This window comes from Actinoplanes lutulentus, assembly GCF_003259845.1.
Lineage (GTDB): Bacteria > Actinomycetota > Actinomycetes > Mycobacteriales > Micromonosporaceae > Actinoplanes > Actinoplanes lutulentus.
Genome location: NZ_QLMJ01000019.1, coordinates 197,989 through 215,635, shown reverse-complemented (window position 1 = coordinate 215,635; position 17,647 = coordinate 197,989). Strand labels below are relative to the sequence as shown.

The window sequence follows — 17,647 nt, the reverse complement described above, 5'->3', positions numbered from 1 at the left end:
CAGGTAGGGAGGCCGGAGCCCCCTTGGGTCCCGACCTTCCGGTTTGCCGGATTCGTTAAGCGCCGGGGTGCCGCACCATCAGCCGGGTGCCGGTTGGCCCGGTGTTGAGCTCCATGTCCGGATAAAGGGTGTTGATGAGCCAGAGGCCGCGACCCTGTTCGAGGCTGTCGACCGGTGTTGGCAGGGCCACCCGATAATCGGCCGGCAGTCCGGCGCCCTGGTCGCTGATCTCGGCGTAGAAGGTGCCGGCGCGCAGCCAGAGCAACAGCTGCCCGGCGCCGCCGCCGTGCTCGACCGCGTTGGCGGCCGCCTCGTGCACGGCCAGCACGAATCCGGCCCGCTTCTCCCCGGCGAGACCGTGCCCGGCGACGACGGCGTCCACCTTGTGGCGCAGCCCGGCCAGGGAGGTGATGTCGAACCGGCGGACCACCAGGATCCTCGTCCGGTTCTCCAGCGGGCCGTAATCGGCCGTGGTGACGGCGGTGGCGATGTCACCGAGGCGGTCACCGGTGCGGGCCGCGTAGCGTCGCAGCTCGGTGAAGGCCGCTTCCATGTCCATGTCGAGGCGTTCGGCGAGGACGCCTTTCGCCTGCTCGATGGTGACCCTGCTGTTCATCGCGTGCTGCACCTGTTCAGCAAGGATCTGCCGGTATTCGACAGCGCGATGTTGCAGCAGCCCGAGTGCCGTGACGTTGGCGAGAGCCTTGGCGGCGTGCGTCACCGTGTCGTCGAGCGGGCCACGTGCTGTCGAGAAGAGGTTGAGAACCCCGATGGTTTCGCCCCGCAAACGGACCGGGACGGCATGAACCGCGCGGAAACCGTCGGCCCGGGCCCGCCCGGCGAACTCCCGCCAGCGGCTGTCGGGCTCGTCCAGATCGATATCCGCCACCGGCGTCCCGCGCCGGTAGCAGTCGACGCACGGCCCGGACGACGTCTCCACCTCGAAAAGCTCCAGCAGACGGGCCTTCTCCGAGGAGGAGGCCATCACCCGCAGCGCACCGCGCTGGTCGCCGATCATGATGCCGGCGGCCTGGACGGCGAGCAGCTCCACGCAGCGTCCGGCCAGCACGTGCAGGAAATCGACCACGTCGAAGTCCGCCACCAGGGTGTCGGACAGCTCGACGAAGGCCTGCGCGAAATCGTATTCGCGTGACGTGCTCACGGCCGCCTCCTGCTCCCGGTCGTCGTGTTCACTGTGATGCATCATTGCGTCCGGTAACGGTGAACCTCAGCCGCCGTGCCACCACGTCGGCTGCCACTTCGTCGAGGGGCAGCCCGCCGACGAAGGCGTGGGCACGCAGACGCAGGAACGCCTCCGCTATCGGTACGTCCAACTGGGCGCTGATCATGCCGGTGGCCTGATGGACCACGGTCCGGTTGGCTGCCGCCAGCTCGGTCCCGGGCAGCCGTCCGCCGGGCAGCGACTCGGCGAGCAACAGCTCGGTGGCCGCGTCGGCGAACGCCAGCGCCTCGGTGAGATCGTCACCGACCAGCGCGCCCGGGCTCCGCCGGTACAGGTCGATCACGCCGAGGCAGATCGCGCCGACCAGCAGCGGCAGCGCGAACACGGCGCGGGCGCCGGCGCTCACCGCGGCCGGGGCGAACATCGGCCACTGCCGGGTCCAGAAGGCGTCGTCAAGGTCGGAGACCAGCACCGGGCGCCGCGATGAATAGGCGTCCTTGCACGGGCCTTCGCCGAGCGTCAACTGCAGCTCCTCGACCCGGGCGCTCACCAGGTCACTGGTGAACCTGACCTGCTGCGCCGGAAGCGAGCTCATCAGGGCAAGCCCGGCGCCGCCCACACCCGGCAGCCCGGCCACGCAGGCCTCGCACAGCTGAGCGACATCAGGACCGTGACTTGCCACCATCTGCGCCACCCGCGTGCGATGGCCGGCACTAGGCAAAACGGCCACGGCCGGATGAATCATCTGCGAAGCCAGTCATGACGGTGCCCTCCGGCCTGTTGGCCGCACCGTGCCGGCAGCTTGACCACAGACTACGCCTCCCCGGGTGCAGGCCGTTGACATGACCCACGAAGGATGAGATTGAGCTGTTTCACCGGGTAGTAAGCTCAGTCGTGGGTGGAGCGCCCGCCCGAGCCCGTCATCGGCCAAGAGTCTCCGACTCAGCGCGTTCCTTGAATCACTGCGCTGATGAGGGACGTGATGGCATGTTCGAGCGGTTCACCGATCGGGCGCGGCGAGTCGTCGTGCTGGCGCAAGAAGAAGCGCGGTTGCTCAACCACAACTACATCGGCACCGAGCACCTGCTGCTCGGGCTGGTCCGCGAGGGCGAGGGCGTCGCCGCCCGCGCTCTGGAAAGTCTCGGCCTTTCCCTCGACCGGGTGCGGACGCAGGTCGAGGAGATCATCGGGCAGGGCCAGCAGGTGCCGAGCGGGCACATCCCGTTCACCCCGCGGGCCAAGAAGATCCTGGAGATGTCTCTGCGCGAGGCGCTCCAGCTCGGCCACAACTACATCGGTACGGAACACATCCTGCTCGGCCTCATCCGTGAGGGCGAGGGTGTCGCCGCGCAGGTGCTGCTCCGCCTGGACTCCGACCTCAACAAGATCCGGCAGCGGGTGATCCAGCTGCTCAGCGGTTACCCGGAGAAAGATCCCACCGGCACCGTGACCGGCACGGCGACGGCGCCGGTCCCGTCGGCCTCACCGGTGCTGGACCAGTTCGGCCGCAACCTGACGCAGGCCGCCCGGGAGGGCCGGCTCGACCCGGTCATCGGCCGGGAGAAAGAGATCGAGCGGGTCATGCAGGTGATGTCCCGCCGGTTGAAGAACAATCCGGTCCTGATCGGCGAGCCCGGTGTCGGCAAGACCGCCGTGGTCGAGGGCCTGTCCCAGGCGATCGTCAAGGGCGACGTGCCCGAGACGCTGAAAGACAAGCAGCTGTACACCTTGGACCTCGGCGCCCTGGTGGCCGGCTCGCGCTATCGCGGTGACTTCGAGGAGCGCCTGAAAAAGGTGCTCAAGGAGATCCGCACCCGCGGCGACATCATCCTGTTCATCGACGAGATCCACACCCTGGTCGGCGCAGGGGCGGCCGAGGGTGCGATCGACGCGTCGTCGATCCTCAAGCCGGTGCTGGCCCGCGGCGAGGTGCAGGCGATCGGCGCCACGACGGGGGATGAGTACCGCAAGAGCATCGAGAAGGACGGCGCTCTGGAACGCCGGTTCCAGCCGGTCCGGGTCGAGGAACCCACCGTCGTGATGACCATCGAAATTCTCAAAGGCTTGCGTACGCGTTACGAGGAGCACCACGGGATCACCATCAACGACGCGGCCCTCGTGGCGGCCGCGACGCTGGCGGATCGCTACATCTCGGCGAGGTTCCTGCCGGACAAGGCGATCGACCTGATCGACGAGGCCGGCGCACGGATGCGCATCCAGCGGATGACGAGTGCCGAGGTCGGCAGCGATGTCGGCGAGGAGCAGATCGCCGAGGTCCTGGGCAACTGGACCGGCATCCCGGTGCACAAGCTGACCGAGGAGGAGACCACCCGTCTGCTGCGGATGGAGGACGAGTTGCATCAGCGGGTCATCGGTCAGGACGATGCTGTGCAGTCGGTGGCGAAGGCGATTCGGCGTACCCGAGCGGGGTTGAAAGATCCGAAGCGGCCGTCCGGGTCGTTCATTTTCGCGGGCCCGTCCGGTGTCGGTAAGACCGAGTTGTCCAAAGCGCTGGCCGAGTTCCTCTTCGGGTCCGAGGACGCGTTGATCCAGCTGGACATGTCCGAGTTCCACGACCGGTCGACGGTGTCCCGGCTGGTCGGCGCGCCACCGGGCTACGTGGGTTACGACGAGGGCGGCCAGCTGACCGAAAAGGTTCGTCGCAAGCCGTTCTCGGTGGTCCTCTTCGACGAGATCGAGAAAGCGCATCCGGACGTCTTCAACACGCTGCTGCAGATCTTGGAGGAGGGCCGCCTGACCGACGGGCAGGGCCGGATCGTCGACTTCAAGAACACGGTCATCATCCTGACGACCAACCTCGGTACGCGTGACGCGACGAAAGCGGTGTCGATCGGTTTCCAGGCGTCCGAGGCGTCAGCGAGCTCCTACGAGCGGATGAAGCTGAAGGTCAACGACGAGCTGAAGCAGAACTTCCGCCCCGAGTTCCTGAACCGCATCGACGACACCATCGTCTTCCACCAGCTGACCGAGGACGAGATCCTGCGGATCGTGGACATCTTCATCGCCCGCATCGTGGGCCAGCTGAAGAACAAGGACATGGGTCTGGTCCTGACCGACGAGGCGAAAAAGTACCTGGCGGCGAAAGGCTTCGACCCGGTTTTCGGTGCTCGCCCGCTGCGGCGGACCATCCAGCGGGACCTGGAGGACACGCTGTCGGAGCAGATCCTTTTCAACGAGCTGCGCCCGGGGCAGACGGTGGTGGTCGACCGCGAGGACGACCACCTGACCTTCCGCGCCGCCACCGACAGCGTGCCGGTCAGCCTCTGACCGTTCCGCCTTTGTTCTCAGCCGGGCAGGGACTCCTGCCCGGCCAGGACGATCAGCTCGCCGGCGGCCATGCCGAGGGTCCCGGCCGAGCCGTCGAGCTGGATGCGGTACGCGATCGGCGGCCCCAGCACACCCCAGACCGCGCCGACGATCGTGGCCGGTCGGCCCGATTCTGGCCCGGCCAGGACCCGGACGCGAGTGCCGGGCGCGTGGCCGTCCTCGGCGACCATCAGCAGAGCGTCGAGGATCTGGCGGACACCGTCGTACGGAGGAGTTGTGACGAACGGCAGCGCGACGTCCGCACGCTCCCACGCGGGCTGGGTGGTCGTCAGGCGCTCCGCGACCAGGCGGAGGTGATGGTCTGAGCCGGAGGCCGCCGAGCTCAGAGCCGCCGCGAGCCGCGGCCACAGGGCGGTGCTGCTGTTCTCCAGCGGCGGGCGAGCGGCCCGGTCCAGCTCGGCGATGTTGTTCTCCAGTAGCGCGCGAGCGGCTCGGTCCAGCTCGGCGCACTCCAGGTCGAGGGCGGTGTCCTCGCCCAGCTCGGCGGCCCACGCCAGGCCGGCGGCGTCCGGCACGAGCGGCGGCGACTCGACCGCGACCGTCAAATAGAGCATCGTGAGCAGCTCGGCGCGGCCCTCACCGTGGTAGAGCTGGCAGACACCGCTGCCGGTCAGGCCGCGCCCCGGCGGGAACCGGTCGACCAGATGCTGGGCGCGCCCCGCGGGCAGCACCGCCGCCCGGCGGGTGTCGGCCTGCCGCTCGGCGAACGTGCGCCGCTCGCGCTGCTCGACGACGCTCTGCCGGAACGAGTCGCAGGGATAGATGGTGCGCCCGTGCGAAGCGATCGACTCACCGGGCTGCAGCCCGAGCTCAGCGATCGCGCGGGCGGCAACCGAGTAGGGAACGCCGGTCCGCGCGGCCTGCTCACGGATGGCTCGTTTGCGTGCGCGGCCGGGCCGTGGGTTACGGCGCCGGGGATGGGTGTCGTTCATGATCGCCTCCGTGGCAGCCCCACGCCCTGCACACCGACGGCAGCAAGGATCAGCACGCTGAGTCGGCGACTCTTGGCCCGAACGGGCAGCCAGACGTGGGCGGCCGACCAAAGGCTCCGGCGGGCGTACCGCCTGGAGTCGACTATAACGCTCGGCGTCGCCTTCGACGGATCGGTCAAGGGCTGGGATCGCGTACCCCGGGCCGGCGCTTGATCGCTTAATCTGCGGCCATGTTGTTCCGGGTGCGATGGTTCCGTTTCTGGCTGACCCACGTGTTGCTGCTGGCCGGTTCTCTGCTGATCGCGCTGAACGTGGCGCTGCTGCTCAGTGGTGGCCGGCCGGCGCTCCTGGTGCCGTTGCTCCTGGCGCTGAGCGTCAGCTCCGGATACGCCCTCCTGATCTAGCCGTCGCTCGCCTGGATTCGGGTGACCGAGGCCGGGATCGAGTTCAAAGGCACCTTCCGTACGCCCGGATCCCTGCCGTGGTCCGCGATCGAATCCGTCGACCGGCGCGGCGCCGGCCCGCTCACCAGGCTGAGCATCAAGCCGGTCGGGGCGAAGCCGTACCTCGTCGACATCGGCCTGATGACCCCGGGACCGTCAGCGCTGCTGGCCGAACTGCGGCGGCATCACCACGCGCCGGTCGGTTAGCAGGTCGGTGTTGTCGGCGTACTGGTCGATGGCGCCGGTCAGCGGCAGCGCCCGGATCGCCGGATCATCGATGGCGGCGATCAGCGCCTGCGTGTAACGCTCGGCGCCCAGCACCCGGAACGGCCGATCGTGGAAGAACCGCACCCGCGGATCCAGCCCCAGATCGTCGTGCAGCCCGGCCACCGCCTCATAAACGATCACCAGATGCCGCTCGCGCTCCCGCCAGTCGGTAGCCGCCAGCGCCGCGACCATCGGCCCGATGAGCTCAGCCGCGACCGGCAGCCGGGCGAATGCGCTGCCCAGCCATTTGCTGTACGGCGGATAGCGCCGATGGATCAGCAGACACAACCGCATCAGATCGCGTACCAGCCTCGCCGCCACGACAGCCGACCCCAATTCGTCGCCGACCTCACCGCAGCGCCCGACGAACGCCTCCTCCTGCCCGACGCGCTGCCACTGACAAGCAACGATATAGCGCGATATGTCGTCGGGATACCACGCCAGCGCCCGCCTGACCTCATGCACCTGCCCCAGCCCGTCGTGATGCACCGCGCCACCGGTCACCTCCGCCAGACGCTGAGTGGGCGTGGACAGCCAGTGGTGCGTACTCACCCCGGCCCGCGGATCGAAACCGAGGTGCTCGCCCAGCCACGCATCCAGCGACGTGACCTCAACCCCATGCTGAACAGGCCCACCGTCACCGGCCACCATGTGCCGCGTCCCGCGTTCCCCGACCGGCACCAGATTGGTCGGATAACCGGCGATCTCCCCAGGCAACCCCGCCGCCAGCAACTCCCGAACCCGCTCACCCGACGCCACCAGATCCGCCGGCGTCAGAAAGAGCTGAAGTCGCGGCCCCCAGTCGTGATCCGTGGACCGCGCCGTGTCAAACCCCAGAACCTCAGACCCACCCCCGATCAAACAGGCTGAGTGCACCACCGCCGGCATCTGCCGCGACAACAGCGGGCGTACGCCCTCCGCGTACAGCCGCCCCGACAACTCCGCCCCGCCCACAAACGTCGGCTCCACCCCCGAAGCCTGCCCCACAACCCAAAGCCAGTCACCCGAATACCCGCCCCGCCCGCCCCCCGCCCCGCCGCCTCGCCGGCCCGCGCTGGCCGCCCCGCCGCCTCGCCGGCCCGCGCTGGCCGCCCCGCCGGGATCTTGAGCGATTACTGCCCCCAGGGGGTGGGGGCGATCGTTGCGGGTGCGGTGTCACTCGGTGCCGAGGGGCGAGCCGTAGCTCAGCCATGTCATGAGGCCGCGATGACATGGCTGAGCTACGGCTTGCGGACCTCGGCCGTCGTTCAGGCACCTTATGAGGGCCCGATTCCATGTCTGAGCTACGGCTCGGCTCGCTCAGCGGCTCGGCTCGGCTCGCTCAGCGGCGCGGCTCGGCTCGCTCAGCGGCGCGGCTCGGCTCGCTCAGCGGCTCGGTCCGCTCAGCGGCGCGGCTCGGCTCGCTCGGCGGCTCGGCTCGCTCACGGGCTCGGCTTGCTCAGTGGTCGGGCCCGGTTCTCGGCCGGCGGAGGCGAAGTCGACAGGCCGCAAACGCTCCCGCCGGTGCGTGTCGACTTTGGGCGCGCAGCACACCTGAACTCGACACAGTCATCGTTGCCCCAGCTTTGGGTGGGGTGGGGGTCACTTGGGGTGGTGGGTTGGGTGGGGGATGGGGGTGGATGTGTTCTGCTACCTGCTCGGGCAGGGGTGGGAACGTGGCGGGGTTCGGGGATTATCTGCGGGCGGCTCGGGTGGGGGCTGGGCTGACCATGGAGCAGCTTGCTGAGCTGTCGGGGGTCAGTGCCCGGGCTATCAGTGACATGGAGCGGGGGCACAGCCGGGCGCCTCAGACGCGCACTCTTAACGCTCTTGCCGGTGGGCTCGGGGTTGACGCGGGAATGCTGCGGGAGGTCGCTCAGGGGCAGCGGAACAGTGGGGCGGGGCGGCCACGGACCTGCGAGCTTCCGAGGCTGGTGGGGGACTTCGTCGGGCGTACCCAGGAATTGGAATTTTTGCGGCAGATGGCCGGCGGCGAGCCGGATGGGCCTGCGCCCGTCGTGGTGGTGCATGGGCAGGCGGGGCTTGGCAAGACGTCGCTGGCCGTGCGGATCGCTGACGAGTTGGCGGGGGAGTTTCCGGACGGGCGCTTCTATCTCGATCTGCGCGGCACGGATCCGGAGCCGATGGCGGTGGGGGAGGCGCTGTTGCGGCTGCTCAAGGCCATGGAGGTCAGTCCTCGGCGGATCGCGGAGAGTGATGAGGAACGGTCCAGTCAGCTGCGGGCGGTGCTGCGGGATCGGCGGTGTCTGCTGGTGCTGGACAACGCGGGTAATGAGGCGCAGTTGCGGCCGATTCTGCCGGGGGACGGTTCCGGGTTCACGGTGATCACCAGCCGGCGGGTGCTCGGTGGGCTGGAAGGCGTGCAGCGGATCGCTCTGGAACCGCTGGCGCCGGGGGAGTCGGCTGCCTTGTTGCGTGGCATCGCCGAGCAGGCCGCGTTGCCTGAGGCCGGGCAGGCTGTTGATGCCGTCGCGCGGTTGTGCGGGCACCTTCCGCTGGCGTTGCGGATCGCCGGAACCCGGCTCGCCACCCGGCCGAACTGGTCGGCTGAGCATTTGAAGGAACGGCTTGCCGACGCTGATCGGCGCCTCGCTGTTCTGGAGGCCGGGGATCTCGGGGTGGCGGCGGCGTTCGCGTTGTCGCACGCTCAGCTGTCGAATGGCGCCCGGGCGTTGTTCCGGCGGCTCGCGCATGTGCCGGGGGTGGACTTCGCGCCGCCGATCGCAGCGGTGCTCACCGGAGAAAGCGACGTTGTCGACGGGCTGGATGAGCTTGTCGAGCTGGGGCTTCTGCAGACGGAAGGGTTCGACCGGTACCGTTTTCACGACCTCATCCGGCTCTTCGCCGAGCAGCGGCTGCGCACCGAGGAAGCGGCCGGGATCCGGGTGGCCACCGCGAAGAGCATGGTCGACTGGTTGCTGGAGACGGCGATCGTGGCGGGGCGGTGGTTCGAGCCGGCGTACGGAAGTCTGCCCGAAGGCTGGACCGGTCTGATCCCGCTCGCCACCCTGGACGAGGCCGGTGACTGGCTGCGCGACGAGACCGGCAACTGGATCGGCGCGCTGCGGATCGTCGCCGCTGACGGCCGGCACCAGCTGGTCGTCGACGTGGCCGAGGCGATGCACTGGTACTCCGACCGGACCGTGCGGCACGCGCACTGGTTCGAGGTGTACAGCCTGTCCCGGGCCGCCGCGGCGCACCTGCCGGACCGGCATCAGGAGGTCACCCACATCAACTATCTGTCCTGGGCGGCCACCCACTGCCTGCGCCGGCCCGACCTCGGCGGCGACATCGCGATGGAGGGCCACCGGATCGCCGGCGATCTCGGCGACGTGAAGGAGCAGGGCTGGGCTCTGCGGTACGCCGGGGACGCCTGGCGCAACGACGGTCAGTATCCCCGGGCTCTGGACGCGTACCGGGAGGCGTGCCGGCTTGCCGATTCGATCGACGACCATGATGCGTACGTTCAGCTGCGTCCCGGGATAGCGATGCTGCTCAGCGTGATGGGGCGGCACGACGAGGCGATCGCCGAGGCGGCGGCCGCGCTGCGCGAGATCGAGGCGCGGCCGGTCGCGCCACGGCCCGCTCTGAGTGCCCGGACCTGTGCGTACGCGATCGGCGCCCGCGCCCTGGCCGATGCCGGCCGCTGGGCGGAGGCGCTGCGCGAGGCCGAGCAGGCGCTGCCGATGGCCGCCGAGTTCGGGTACGCCGGGTACCTGGGTGAACTGCACCTCACGATGGGCCGGGCGCGGGCCGCACTCGGCCCGGCCGAGCTGGCCCGGCCGGACCTGACGCGGGCCGTCGAGCTGCTCGCCGCGGGGTCGTTCCGGAACAACGAGGAGCTGGCCCGGCGGACCTTGGCCGAGCTCGACGCGGCAGCCTAGGCCTGTATCGACCGGGCAGGACTACAGCAGCTTCGGCAGCTCGGCCATGCTGGTGAAGATGTGGGTGGCGCCGACGGCGATCAGCGCCTGCGGCTCGTGGTGGGCGAGGCTGTCGGGCGGGCAGTACCCGTACACGGTCGCGCCGGCGGCTACCCCGGCGCGGACGCCCGCGGGGGTGTCCTCGATGACGGCCGTGCGTGCCGGGTCGACGCCGAGGGCGGCCGCGGCAGCCAGGTAGACGTCGGGGGCCGGCTTGCTGCGCGGCATCTCCATGCCACTGAAGATCTTGCCGGCGAACGCGTCGGCCAGGCCCACCTTGGTCAGCTGAAGGTCGATCTTGGGGCGGTCGGCGCCGCTCGCGCAGGCCACCTTGCCGTCGAAGATCCGGCTGATCTCGTGGACGGCGGACACCGCACCGGGGATCGCCTCCAGGTCGAGGGCGAGGGCCTCGTTGCGGCGGCGGCGGAACTCGCCGATCCACTCGTCGGTCACGACGAACCCGGTGTTGGCGGCGATCACACCCGCTTCGTCGATGAGGGAGCGGCCGACGAAAAGCGTGAAGCCCTCCGCTTCGGTGAGCTCCCAGCCCAGGTCGCGGAGCATCGCGCGGAGCACACGGTTGGTGATCCGCTCGGAGTCGACGAGGACACCGTCACAGTCGAAGAGCACAGCTTGGAACATGACCATGACCCTCACACACCGTCCTGGTCCTGAGAGCGGCGGGTGCTCGCAGCGCCGGCGACGACGACGGCGAGGTCTTCGCCGGCTTGATGAGGTGAGGGGGCGGAAGGGGAGGTCTCCGGTGGGGGCCATTCTCCGTCGAACGGGCCTACCGCTGACGCCATGAGCTGCGAGTTCGGGATGTTCAGCGGCCCGTCGTCGGTGTCCAGCACGGTGTAGAGCAGCCCCGCCGAGACGATCACGCCGACGTGCGGGCCGTTCAGCGCGCCCGACATCACCCGGATCCGGCGGCCGGGCACATAGGGGCGGGCGAAGAGCAGGACCAGTCCGGCGAAGAGGTTGCCGAGCACCGGCTGGGCGGCCAGGCCGACGATGATGCCGGTGACCGCGCCGCCGACCAGCAGATGTTCCAGGCCGACACCGAGCATGTCGCAGACCGTGCTGATCACCAGGACGTATCCGGCCAGCTGCACCAGCAGTCGCAGCGGTGTGCCGGCCTCGTTGCCGGCCCGGGCCACCGCGATGCGGTGCACCTCACGGGCGGCCGAACGGGTCGCGAGCACCCCGAAAAGTGCCACCAGCAGCGCGCATCCGTATCGGATCGTCAGCGTGCCGGTCTGCGTACCGAAGATGAGCGCGACCAGCGCGCCCAGGCCGAATATCACCGCCCGGCGGAAATCGGGACGAATGTGCTCGTCGATCAGCCGCTTGCGCCACATCGTGCCGGCTCCTCCACAGCATTGGATCTTGCGGAAGAGAGAGTAACGAGCAGTCGACTGACGGACGACGGCGCGGTCGCGGCGGAGCAGGATCAGAAGCACAGGAACGATAAACCGGAGGAAAATCCCATGTCGACCACTCCCACCGTCGTGCTCGTGCACGGCGCGTTCGCCGACGCGTCCAGCTACGCGAAGCTCATCCCGGAACTGCTCGACAGCGGCGTCAAGGTCGTCGCCCCGGCCGTGCCGAACCGCAGCCTGACCGGTGACGCCGCCTACATCTCCTCGGTGGTCCGGCAGATCGACGGCCCGGTCCTGCTCGTCGGACACTCCTACGGCGGCGCGGTGATCACCGTGGCCGGTGCCGAGGAGAACGTGGCCGGCCTCGTCTACCTGTCCGGTTATGCCCTCGCCCAGGGTGAGAGCCTCGGTGAGCTGCAGGGCGGCTTCCCCGACTCGGACCTGGCGGCGGCGCTGGTCTACACGAAGTTCCCGGTACCGGGCGAGGAAGACGGCACTGACGTGTCGGTCGACATCGCGAAGTTCCCGTCCGTTTTCGCCCACGACGTCGACCCGGAGCTGGCCCGCGTGCTCGCGGTGTCGCAGCGTCCGCTCGCCGCGTTCGCCTTCGGTGAGCCGGCTCCGTTCGCGGCCTGGAAGACCAAGCCGTCCTGGGGCGTCGTGTCCAGTTCGGATCACACCATCAACCCGGACGTCGAGCGCTTCGGTTACCAGCGCGCCGGCGCGAAGGTCACCGAGATCGACTCCTCGCACCTGGTGATGCTCTCGCACCCGAAGGAGGTCGCGGACATCATCCGTGAGGCGCTTTCGGTCACGACAGGTTTCCGAGCTGGTGCCGACGACTGATTCCGGTCTTGCGGTAGACCCGGGACAGGTGGGTGCCGACGGTCCGCGCCGAGATGAACAGCTGCTCGGCGATCGCGCGGTTGCTCAACCCCTGCGCGGCCAGCGCGGCCACCTGCTTCTCCTGCGGCGTCAGCGCCGCCGGGCCGTCGTTCATCGAGGTCGCGCCCACCGCGATCTCCCGGGCGGCAAGCTCGGCGGCGCCTCTCGCGCCTAGTTCGGCAAAGACCTTTCCCGCGTACGCGAGAACGACCCGAGCCTCCCGCGGGCTTCGGTGCCGGCGGAGCCAGAAGCCGTAGTGCAGATGTGCGAGCGCGTGCTCGTAGGGATATTCGCTGTTGGCGGTGGCTTTTTTGAACAGTTCCTCACTGTCATTTTCGGACAGCACTGCTTCGCTGAGATCGAGCAGGATCGTCATCCGGGCGCTCGGCTCGGCGCCGGCCGCCTCACGGACCCGCGCCACCACCGTGCGGGCGTCGGCCTGCTGCCCGCAACGGACCGCGGTGACGGCCAGCTCGGCCACACCGCGCGACGACAGATACGGGTGCAGCGGCCGCCCGTCCACATCGAACATCGACCGCAGGTATCGGTAGCCGTTCTCCTGGTCGCCGCCGTCCGCCGAGGCCAATCCGGCGGCGCGCAGCAGCCGCACGTGCGAGGCCCGGTTGGCCTGGATGTCGAGCCGTTCCCAGGTCTCCCGGGCCATCGTCAGCGCCGCCTCACTGTCGCCGCGCAGAGCGTGCAGCAGAGCCCGCAGCGCGGCCAGGGTGACCCGCATGGCCGGCAGTCCGACGGCCTGGCGGGGTTCGGCGTACCAGTCGGCCGCCTCCCACTCGCCGGCGTCGATCATCGCGCTGATCAGCGACGGCAGCGTCCCGAAGCCCGGCGACGCGGCCGGATCGTCGGCGAACGAACTGCGCAGCAACCCGGCCGCCAGCGTGACCTGATCCTCCAGCACGGCGATCGCGCCGAGCAGAGCGAGCCGCTGCCGGTCGGCCGAGGTCAGCGTGGTGCCCGGCGCCGGCACGACGGCCGTGCCGAGCAGATCCCGCGCGGTGTGCCCGGCCGGGTCGATCACCTGCTGGGCGTACGCGGCGATGGCCCGATCCGGCTCGTCTCCGGCCACCGCCAGCAGCTGGACGAGGCCACGCCGATGCTCCTCGTCACAGGTGACCCACGCGATCTGAGCGGCGATCACGGCGAGACGCGCGACATCGGCCGGGTTCGCCGGCGGGCCCGCACGCAGCGCGGCCATGATGATTCCGTACGCCTCGTGTGGCCGGCCGGCCCAGTGCATCGCCATGGCAGCCGGCCGGGCCGCGGCGGCGAGCACGTCCGGATCGTCGGTGAGCCGCCAGACCTGGGCGTGCAGTTCGGCCGTCCATGCGGTGTCGCGCAGGTCGCGGGCGTCGGCGACGGCCTGGGTGAGGCGCCGGGCCGCGGCCTGTGGTGACGGGGAACGGTCGGCGGACTGCTGCATCGCGGCGGTGGCCTCGTAGCGCTGCCCGTGCCGGCGGAAGATCGCGGCGGCCTCTTCGAGGGCGGTGGCGACCTGTTCGTCCGGGCCGGAGCCGGTGGCGGCGAGCTGGATCGCCTGGTGTTCGGGGCGGTCGGTGAAGGCCGCGGCGAGATCGTGGTGGACGCGGCGTCGCAGGTGCGCGGAGGCGTAGCGGTAGGCGGCTTCGGCGGCCAGCGGGTGAGTGAAACGGATCAGCGTGCCGGAGCGGGTGATGAGACCGGCATGCTCGGCGGGTGCCCAGTCGGTCTGCGCGGCGTCACCGTCCCCGGCAGCGTGACTCGCGGGACTCGGCTGTGGCGAGGTGCTGTTCGCGGCTGCCCGGGCCAGACGGGGAGCGTCGGTGGGGAAGCCGGCCGCGGCGGCGTAGAGGAGCAGGGTGCGTACCGGGGTCGGTAGCCCGGCCAGGGCATCGGTGAACTCGGCGAGCAGGCCGCCCGCCGGGGACGCGGTGCTGCCGAACTCGATGAGCGCGGCCGGATTGCCGGCGGACCGGTGCAGGATCGTGGCCCGGTCGCGGGCCGAGGGGGAGCGGTCGCGTTCGTCGAGCAGCCGGGCCGCGTCCTCCGGGCCGAGTGGGGGCAGGGTGAGCAGCGGCAGCGCGGCCAGGGCGTCCGGCGGCGGGGTTCGGCCGGCGGCCAGGACGGCGACGTTCGAGCCTTCCGGCTGGGCGGCCAGGGCCGCGAGGGTGGCCAGGGCGTCCTCGCCGAGGTCGTGCACGTCGTCGGCGACGATCAGGATCGGCGTCTTCGCGGCTACCGCGGTCAACGCCGCGCGGACCACGGCCGGCAGATCGCCGGGGTCCGGTGGTGACAGGTCCTTTTCCAGGTCCGTGTTCGGGCCTGTTTCCAGGCCGAGGAAGGCGAGCGCCGGACCGCTCGTCCGGGCCGGCAGGCCGGCGAGGTCGTGGCGGATGCCGAGCAGCAGCTGCCGCAGCGGCCACGGACCGGGACCGCCGCGCAGCACGAGGACCCGCCGGCCGGCGTCACGCGCGGCGGCGGCCGCCGCGGCGAGCAGCGCGGACTTACCCGCACCGCGAGGGCCGGAGAGGAAGAGCGAGCCCGTGAGGTGGCTGATCCGGGACAGCTCGGCATCCCGGCCGATCAGCAGTGAGAACGGCATCCGTCAACTTTCGATCAGGGTGCGGAGCTGATGGCGGCTGCCGACGCCCAGTTCCGCGTAGATCCGGTACAGGTGGGAGCCGACCGTGCGGGGTGAGAGGAACAGCTTCTCGGCGATCTGCCGGTTGCTCATCCCGGCGGCGGCCATCCGGGCGATCATCTGCTTCTGTGCGGTGAGGGCGGCGAACGCGTCCGCCTCGGGTTCCGGCTCGCCGGCGGCGCGCAGGCCGACCGGCAGACCGCGGCGGGCCTGCTCGGCGTGGCCCTCGGCGCCGAGCCGCAGGAACGTGTCCCGGGCCGAGAGCAGATGCGGGCGGGCGTCGTGCAGGCGCCGCCGGCCGCGCAGCCAGAGACCGAGGTTGAGCTGGGCTTCGGCGTACTCAAGAGGCCATTGCAAGGCGCGCTGCGGGTCGGCGAGGGCGCGCTGGAAGTGGTCCTCGGCGCCGTCGGTCTCGTCGAGCAGGGCTTCGGCGTGGGCCAGGAGCATGGTCATCCGGCTGGTGGTGGTCCCCGCGGACGATTCGGCGAGCCGCAGGACTGTCACGGCGTCGGCGCGGTTGCCGGTGATCGCGGCGGTCAGGGCGAGCTGCGGCAGGCTGCGGGGGGCGAGGACGTAGTGCCGGGGCGTGCCGTCGGTGTCCCACAGGGCGCGGAAACGCTGGTAGGCCAGCGGGTAGTCGCCGGCGGACAGGGCGGTGAGTGCGGACGCCCGCTGCTGGATGTTGCCGAGCAGTGTGGTGTTCGGCGGATCGTTCGGGGCCTCGGTGGGCGTACCCACGTGGCGCAGTGAGTGAAGGACGGACCGGAGGGCCGGCAGGACCGAACCCAGGACCGGGACGCGGATCTCGGCGGACTGCTCGGCGTCGGTCATCAGGCGGTCGGCCTCGGCCCATTTTCCGGCGTCGATCAGCGCGATGATCAGCAGGGGGAACGAACCGAGGACGGCGCCGTGAGCGCCGTACTGCGTACCCATGTCCCAGAGTGAGCGGAGCTCGGCGGCCGCTTTCGCGGAGTCGTCGATCAGGAACGCGATCGTGCCGGTGAGCAGCGTGCGGGTGATCCCCGGTGTGGTGCTCCGATCGGTGATCGGGCGGGCCGTGAAGGTGGCCGGGTCGGCGATCGCGAGGATGGCGTCCCGGGTGAGCTGGTCCTCGGGCCTGGTGTCGGCCGGCAGCAGGCTCGGCAGCTGCTCGCGGTGAGCGGGATCGCCGGAGTGCAGAGCCGCCGCGGCCGCGGCCAGGGCGATCTGGTTCGTGCGGGCGCTGCCGCGGGCGGCCTGGGCGGCTATGTCGAAGGCCTGCCACGGCCGGCACAGGTGGACCAGCGCGAAACCGGCGCCGGTGGCGGCCATGCCGGTCACGTCCGGATCGGTGGTCAGGGCGACGGATTTCTCGTAGAGCCGGATCGTCCACTCCGGATCGCCGCTGCGGTGGGCGGCGAAGACGGCTCGGGCATATCGCCGGGCGGCCGCCTCGTCGTCGCCGCTGCGCTCGGCAGCGGACTGCAACGCCCCGGCGGCGGCCAGGTAATCGCTGCGGGCCAGGGAGCCGGCGGCGGCCGTTTCCAGGGCGGCGGCCACTTCCTCGTCGCGGCCCGGGTTGCCCTCGGCCAGGTGCCGGGCCCGGTGGTACGGGTCGTCGGTCGCGGCCGCCAGGTTGCGGTGCGCCCGTGCCACGTCGCCCGGGGTCTCGACGACGGTGCAGGCGGCCCGGTACAGCGGGTGCCGGAAGTGGGATTGCCCGTCGCGTACGGCGATCAGCCCGGCCTGCTCGGCCGGCGCCCAGTGACGCAGGTCCAGGGACATGCCGGCGGCCCGGGTCAGGGTGCCGATGTGCTCGGGGTCGCCGGCCAGAGCCGCGTGCAGCAACAGCCAGCGGGTGGCCGGAGGCAGTGCGCGGATCGCGTCCGGGAACTCCGGGGGCAGCTGTTCGCCGGTCAATATCCGGAGTGAGAGCGGGTTGCCCTCTGCCCTGCGCAGGATCTCGGCACGGTTCTGGCGCCCGGCTGGCCGCGTCAGGGTGTCGAGCAGGCGGGCCGCTGCTTCCTCGGGGAGCGGGCCGATGTCGTATCGCGGTATGCCCGGGATCGGCGGGGTGTTGTCGCGGGCCGCGAGCAGGATGGCGATCCGCTCGGTGGAGGTGTTGCTCAGCGCGGTGGCGAGGGCTCGGGTCGACGCCTCGTCGCAGCGGTGGATGTCGTCGGCCACGATCAAGGCTGGACCGTCCCTGGTCAGCAGGTCGAAGGTGAGAAGCAACGCGGTTACCAGCGCTGGTTCGTCGAGCTGTGACGGGTGCTGGCGTAGGTGAAACGGCAAGTCGGATTTATCGTCTTTTAGGATCTGGCACAGCAGTGCGTACGGCTGTGGTGCGGACGTCGTGACGTGCCGGACCAGGTAACCGCGGTGGCGCGCGTCGTCCGCTGCCGCCTCCAGCAGTGCGGTCTTTCCCACGCCGGCCGCGCCGCGGAGCAGCAACGACGCCGGCCCGTGCCCGGCGGCGCCGACGGCCGCGGTGAGGTCGGCCAGCTCCCGTGCCCGGCCGATCAGTTCCACGCCGCCCATTTTCTGCCTGCTCCCTGTGTGAAGGAACAGTCCACTACCCGAATGTGAGATACGCCAGGCAGAAAGCATGAAGTCTCAAGGTTCTGCGTGACGCCCGTCGCTGTTCGTACGTGAGCAGTCATTCGACGG

General features: G+C 70.4%; 12 protein-coding genes and 1 pseudogene. 5 read left to right on the top strand and 8 right to left on the bottom strand.

Translation table 11 applies throughout. The annotated features are described in order from the left end of the window. Nucleotides 1-55 precede the first annotated feature (55 nt). Both B0I29_RS46060 and B0I29_RS34370 read right to left on the bottom strand, forming a co-directional pair. Nucleotides 56-1,162 (bottom strand): ANTAR domain-containing protein, encoded by a 1,107-nt coding sequence (locus tag B0I29_RS46060; RefSeq protein WP_220091503.1) that lies wholly within the window; start codon nucleotides 1,160-1,162, stop codon nucleotides 56-58. Between the two features lie 28 nt (nucleotides 1,163-1,190). After that, nucleotides 1,191-1,868, bottom strand: coding sequence for a GAF and ANTAR domain-containing protein (locus B0I29_RS34370; RefSeq protein WP_111653331.1), 678 nt, complete (start codon nucleotides 1,866-1,868; stop codon nucleotides 1,191-1,193). 302 nt (nucleotides 1,869-2,170) lie between these two features. Here B0I29_RS34370 and B0I29_RS34365 point away from each other — a divergent pair. Continuing rightward, a pseudogene (locus B0I29_RS34365) lies at nucleotides 2,171-4,423 on the top strand (ATP-dependent Clp protease ATP-binding subunit); the annotation flags it as partial. 65 nt (nucleotides 4,424-4,488) lie between these two features. On the opposite strand, the gene B0I29_RS34360 reads toward B0I29_RS34365, so the two are convergent. Next, on the bottom strand, nucleotides 4,489-5,463 hold the full coding sequence (locus B0I29_RS34360; RefSeq protein WP_111653292.1) for a hypothetical protein: 975 nt from the start codon (nucleotides 5,461-5,463) through the stop codon (nucleotides 4,489-4,491). A gap of 230 nt (nucleotides 5,464-5,693) precedes the next feature. On the opposite strand from B0I29_RS34360, the gene B0I29_RS46055 reads away from it, so the two are divergent. Together B0I29_RS46055 and B0I29_RS34355 are read left to right on the top strand one after the other, a co-directional pair. Further along, on the top strand, nucleotides 5,694-5,867 hold the full coding sequence (locus B0I29_RS46055; protein ID WP_181558109.1) for a hypothetical protein: 174 nt from the start codon (nucleotides 5,694-5,696) through the stop codon (nucleotides 5,865-5,867). Between the two features lie 21 nt (nucleotides 5,868-5,888). Further along, nucleotides 5,889-6,113, top strand: coding sequence for a hypothetical protein (locus B0I29_RS34355; RefSeq protein ID WP_181558108.1), 225 nt, complete (start codon nucleotides 5,889-5,891; stop codon nucleotides 6,111-6,113). Here B0I29_RS34355 and B0I29_RS34350 read toward each other — a convergent pair. Then, nucleotides 6,063-7,142, bottom strand: coding sequence for a DUF4037 domain-containing protein (locus tag B0I29_RS34350; RefSeq protein ID WP_245972970.1), 1,080 nt, complete (start codon nucleotides 7,140-7,142; stop codon nucleotides 6,063-6,065). The genes B0I29_RS34355 and B0I29_RS34350 overlap by 51 nt on opposite strands. A gap of 650 nt (nucleotides 7,143-7,792) precedes the next feature. Between B0I29_RS34350 and B0I29_RS34345 the strand changes: the two genes are divergently transcribed. Continuing rightward, the gene (locus B0I29_RS34345; protein WP_221401686.1) at nucleotides 7,793-10,057 is read left to right on the top strand and encodes a helix-turn-helix domain-containing protein; all 2,265 of its coding nucleotides are present in this window, start codon (nucleotides 7,793-7,795) and stop codon (nucleotides 10,055-10,057) included. A gap of 21 nt (nucleotides 10,058-10,078) precedes the next feature. On the opposite strand, the gene B0I29_RS34340 is transcribed toward B0I29_RS34345, so the two are convergent. Both B0I29_RS34340 and B0I29_RS34335 read right to left on the bottom strand, forming a co-directional pair. Next, entirely contained in the window at nucleotides 10,079-10,738 is a 660-nt protein-coding gene (locus tag B0I29_RS34340) for an HAD family hydrolase (protein ID WP_111653330.1), read from the bottom strand. Nucleotides 10,739-10,749: 11 nt separating this feature from the next. Further along, a complete protein-coding gene (locus B0I29_RS34335) occupies nucleotides 10,750-11,457 on the bottom strand; it encodes a mechanosensitive ion channel domain-containing protein (protein ID WP_111653329.1) in 708 nt (235 codons plus the stop codon). A gap of 129 nt (nucleotides 11,458-11,586) precedes the next feature. On the opposite strand from B0I29_RS34335, the gene B0I29_RS34330 reads away from it, so the two are divergent. After that, complete coding sequence (locus B0I29_RS34330; RefSeq protein ID WP_111653288.1) at nucleotides 11,587-12,324, top strand: alpha/beta fold hydrolase; 738 nt, start codon at nucleotides 11,587-11,589, stop codon at nucleotides 12,322-12,324. On the opposite strand, the gene B0I29_RS34325 is transcribed toward B0I29_RS34330, so the two are convergent. Together B0I29_RS34325 and B0I29_RS34320 are read right to left on the bottom strand one after the other, a co-directional pair. Continuing rightward, entirely contained in the window at nucleotides 12,290-14,959 is a 2,670-nt protein-coding gene (locus B0I29_RS34325; RefSeq protein ID WP_111653287.1) for a helix-turn-helix transcriptional regulator, read from the bottom strand. The genes B0I29_RS34330 and B0I29_RS34325 overlap by 35 nt on opposite strands. Before the next feature lie 3 nt (nucleotides 14,960-14,962). Beyond that, on the bottom strand, nucleotides 14,963-17,518 hold the full coding sequence (locus B0I29_RS34320) for a helix-turn-helix transcriptional regulator (protein WP_111653286.1): 2,556 nt from the start codon (nucleotides 17,516-17,518) through the stop codon (nucleotides 14,963-14,965). Nucleotides 17,519-17,647 lie beyond the last annotated feature (129 nt).

Bases quoted from the DNA above. Each gene is read 5' to 3' on its own strand.
- B0I29_RS34370 (WP_111653331.1), bottom strand. From the start codon at position 1,868: ATGGTGGCAAGTCACGGTCCTGATGTCGCTCAGCTGTGCGAGGCCTGC.
- B0I29_RS34360 (WP_111653292.1), bottom strand. From the start codon at position 5,463: ATGAACGACACCCATCCCCGGCGCCGTAACCCACGGCCCGGCCGCGCA.
- B0I29_RS46055 (WP_181558109.1), top strand. From the start codon at position 5,694: ATGTTGTTCCGGGTGCGATGGTTCCGTTTCTGGCTGACCCACGTGTTG.
- B0I29_RS34345 (WP_221401686.1), top strand. From the start codon at position 7,793: ATGTGTTCTGCTACCTGCTCGGGCAGGGGTGGGAACGTGGCGGGGTTC.
- B0I29_RS34340 (WP_111653330.1), bottom strand. From the start codon at position 10,738: ATGTTCCAAGCTGTGCTCTTCGACTGTGACGGTGTCCTCGTCGACTCC.
- B0I29_RS34335 (WP_111653329.1), bottom strand. From the start codon at position 11,457: ATGTGGCGCAAGCGGCTGATCGACGAGCACATTCGTCCCGATTTCCGC.
- B0I29_RS34330 (WP_111653288.1), top strand. From the start codon at position 11,587: ATGTCGACCACTCCCACCGTCGTGCTCGTGCACGGCGCGTTCGCCGAC.
- B0I29_RS34325 (WP_111653287.1), bottom strand. From the start codon at position 14,959: ATGCCGTTCTCACTGCTGATCGGCCGGGATGCCGAGCTGTCCCGGATC.
- B0I29_RS34320 (WP_111653286.1), bottom strand. From the start codon at position 17,518: ATGGGCGGCGTGGAACTGATCGGCCGGGCACGGGAGCTGGCCGACCTC.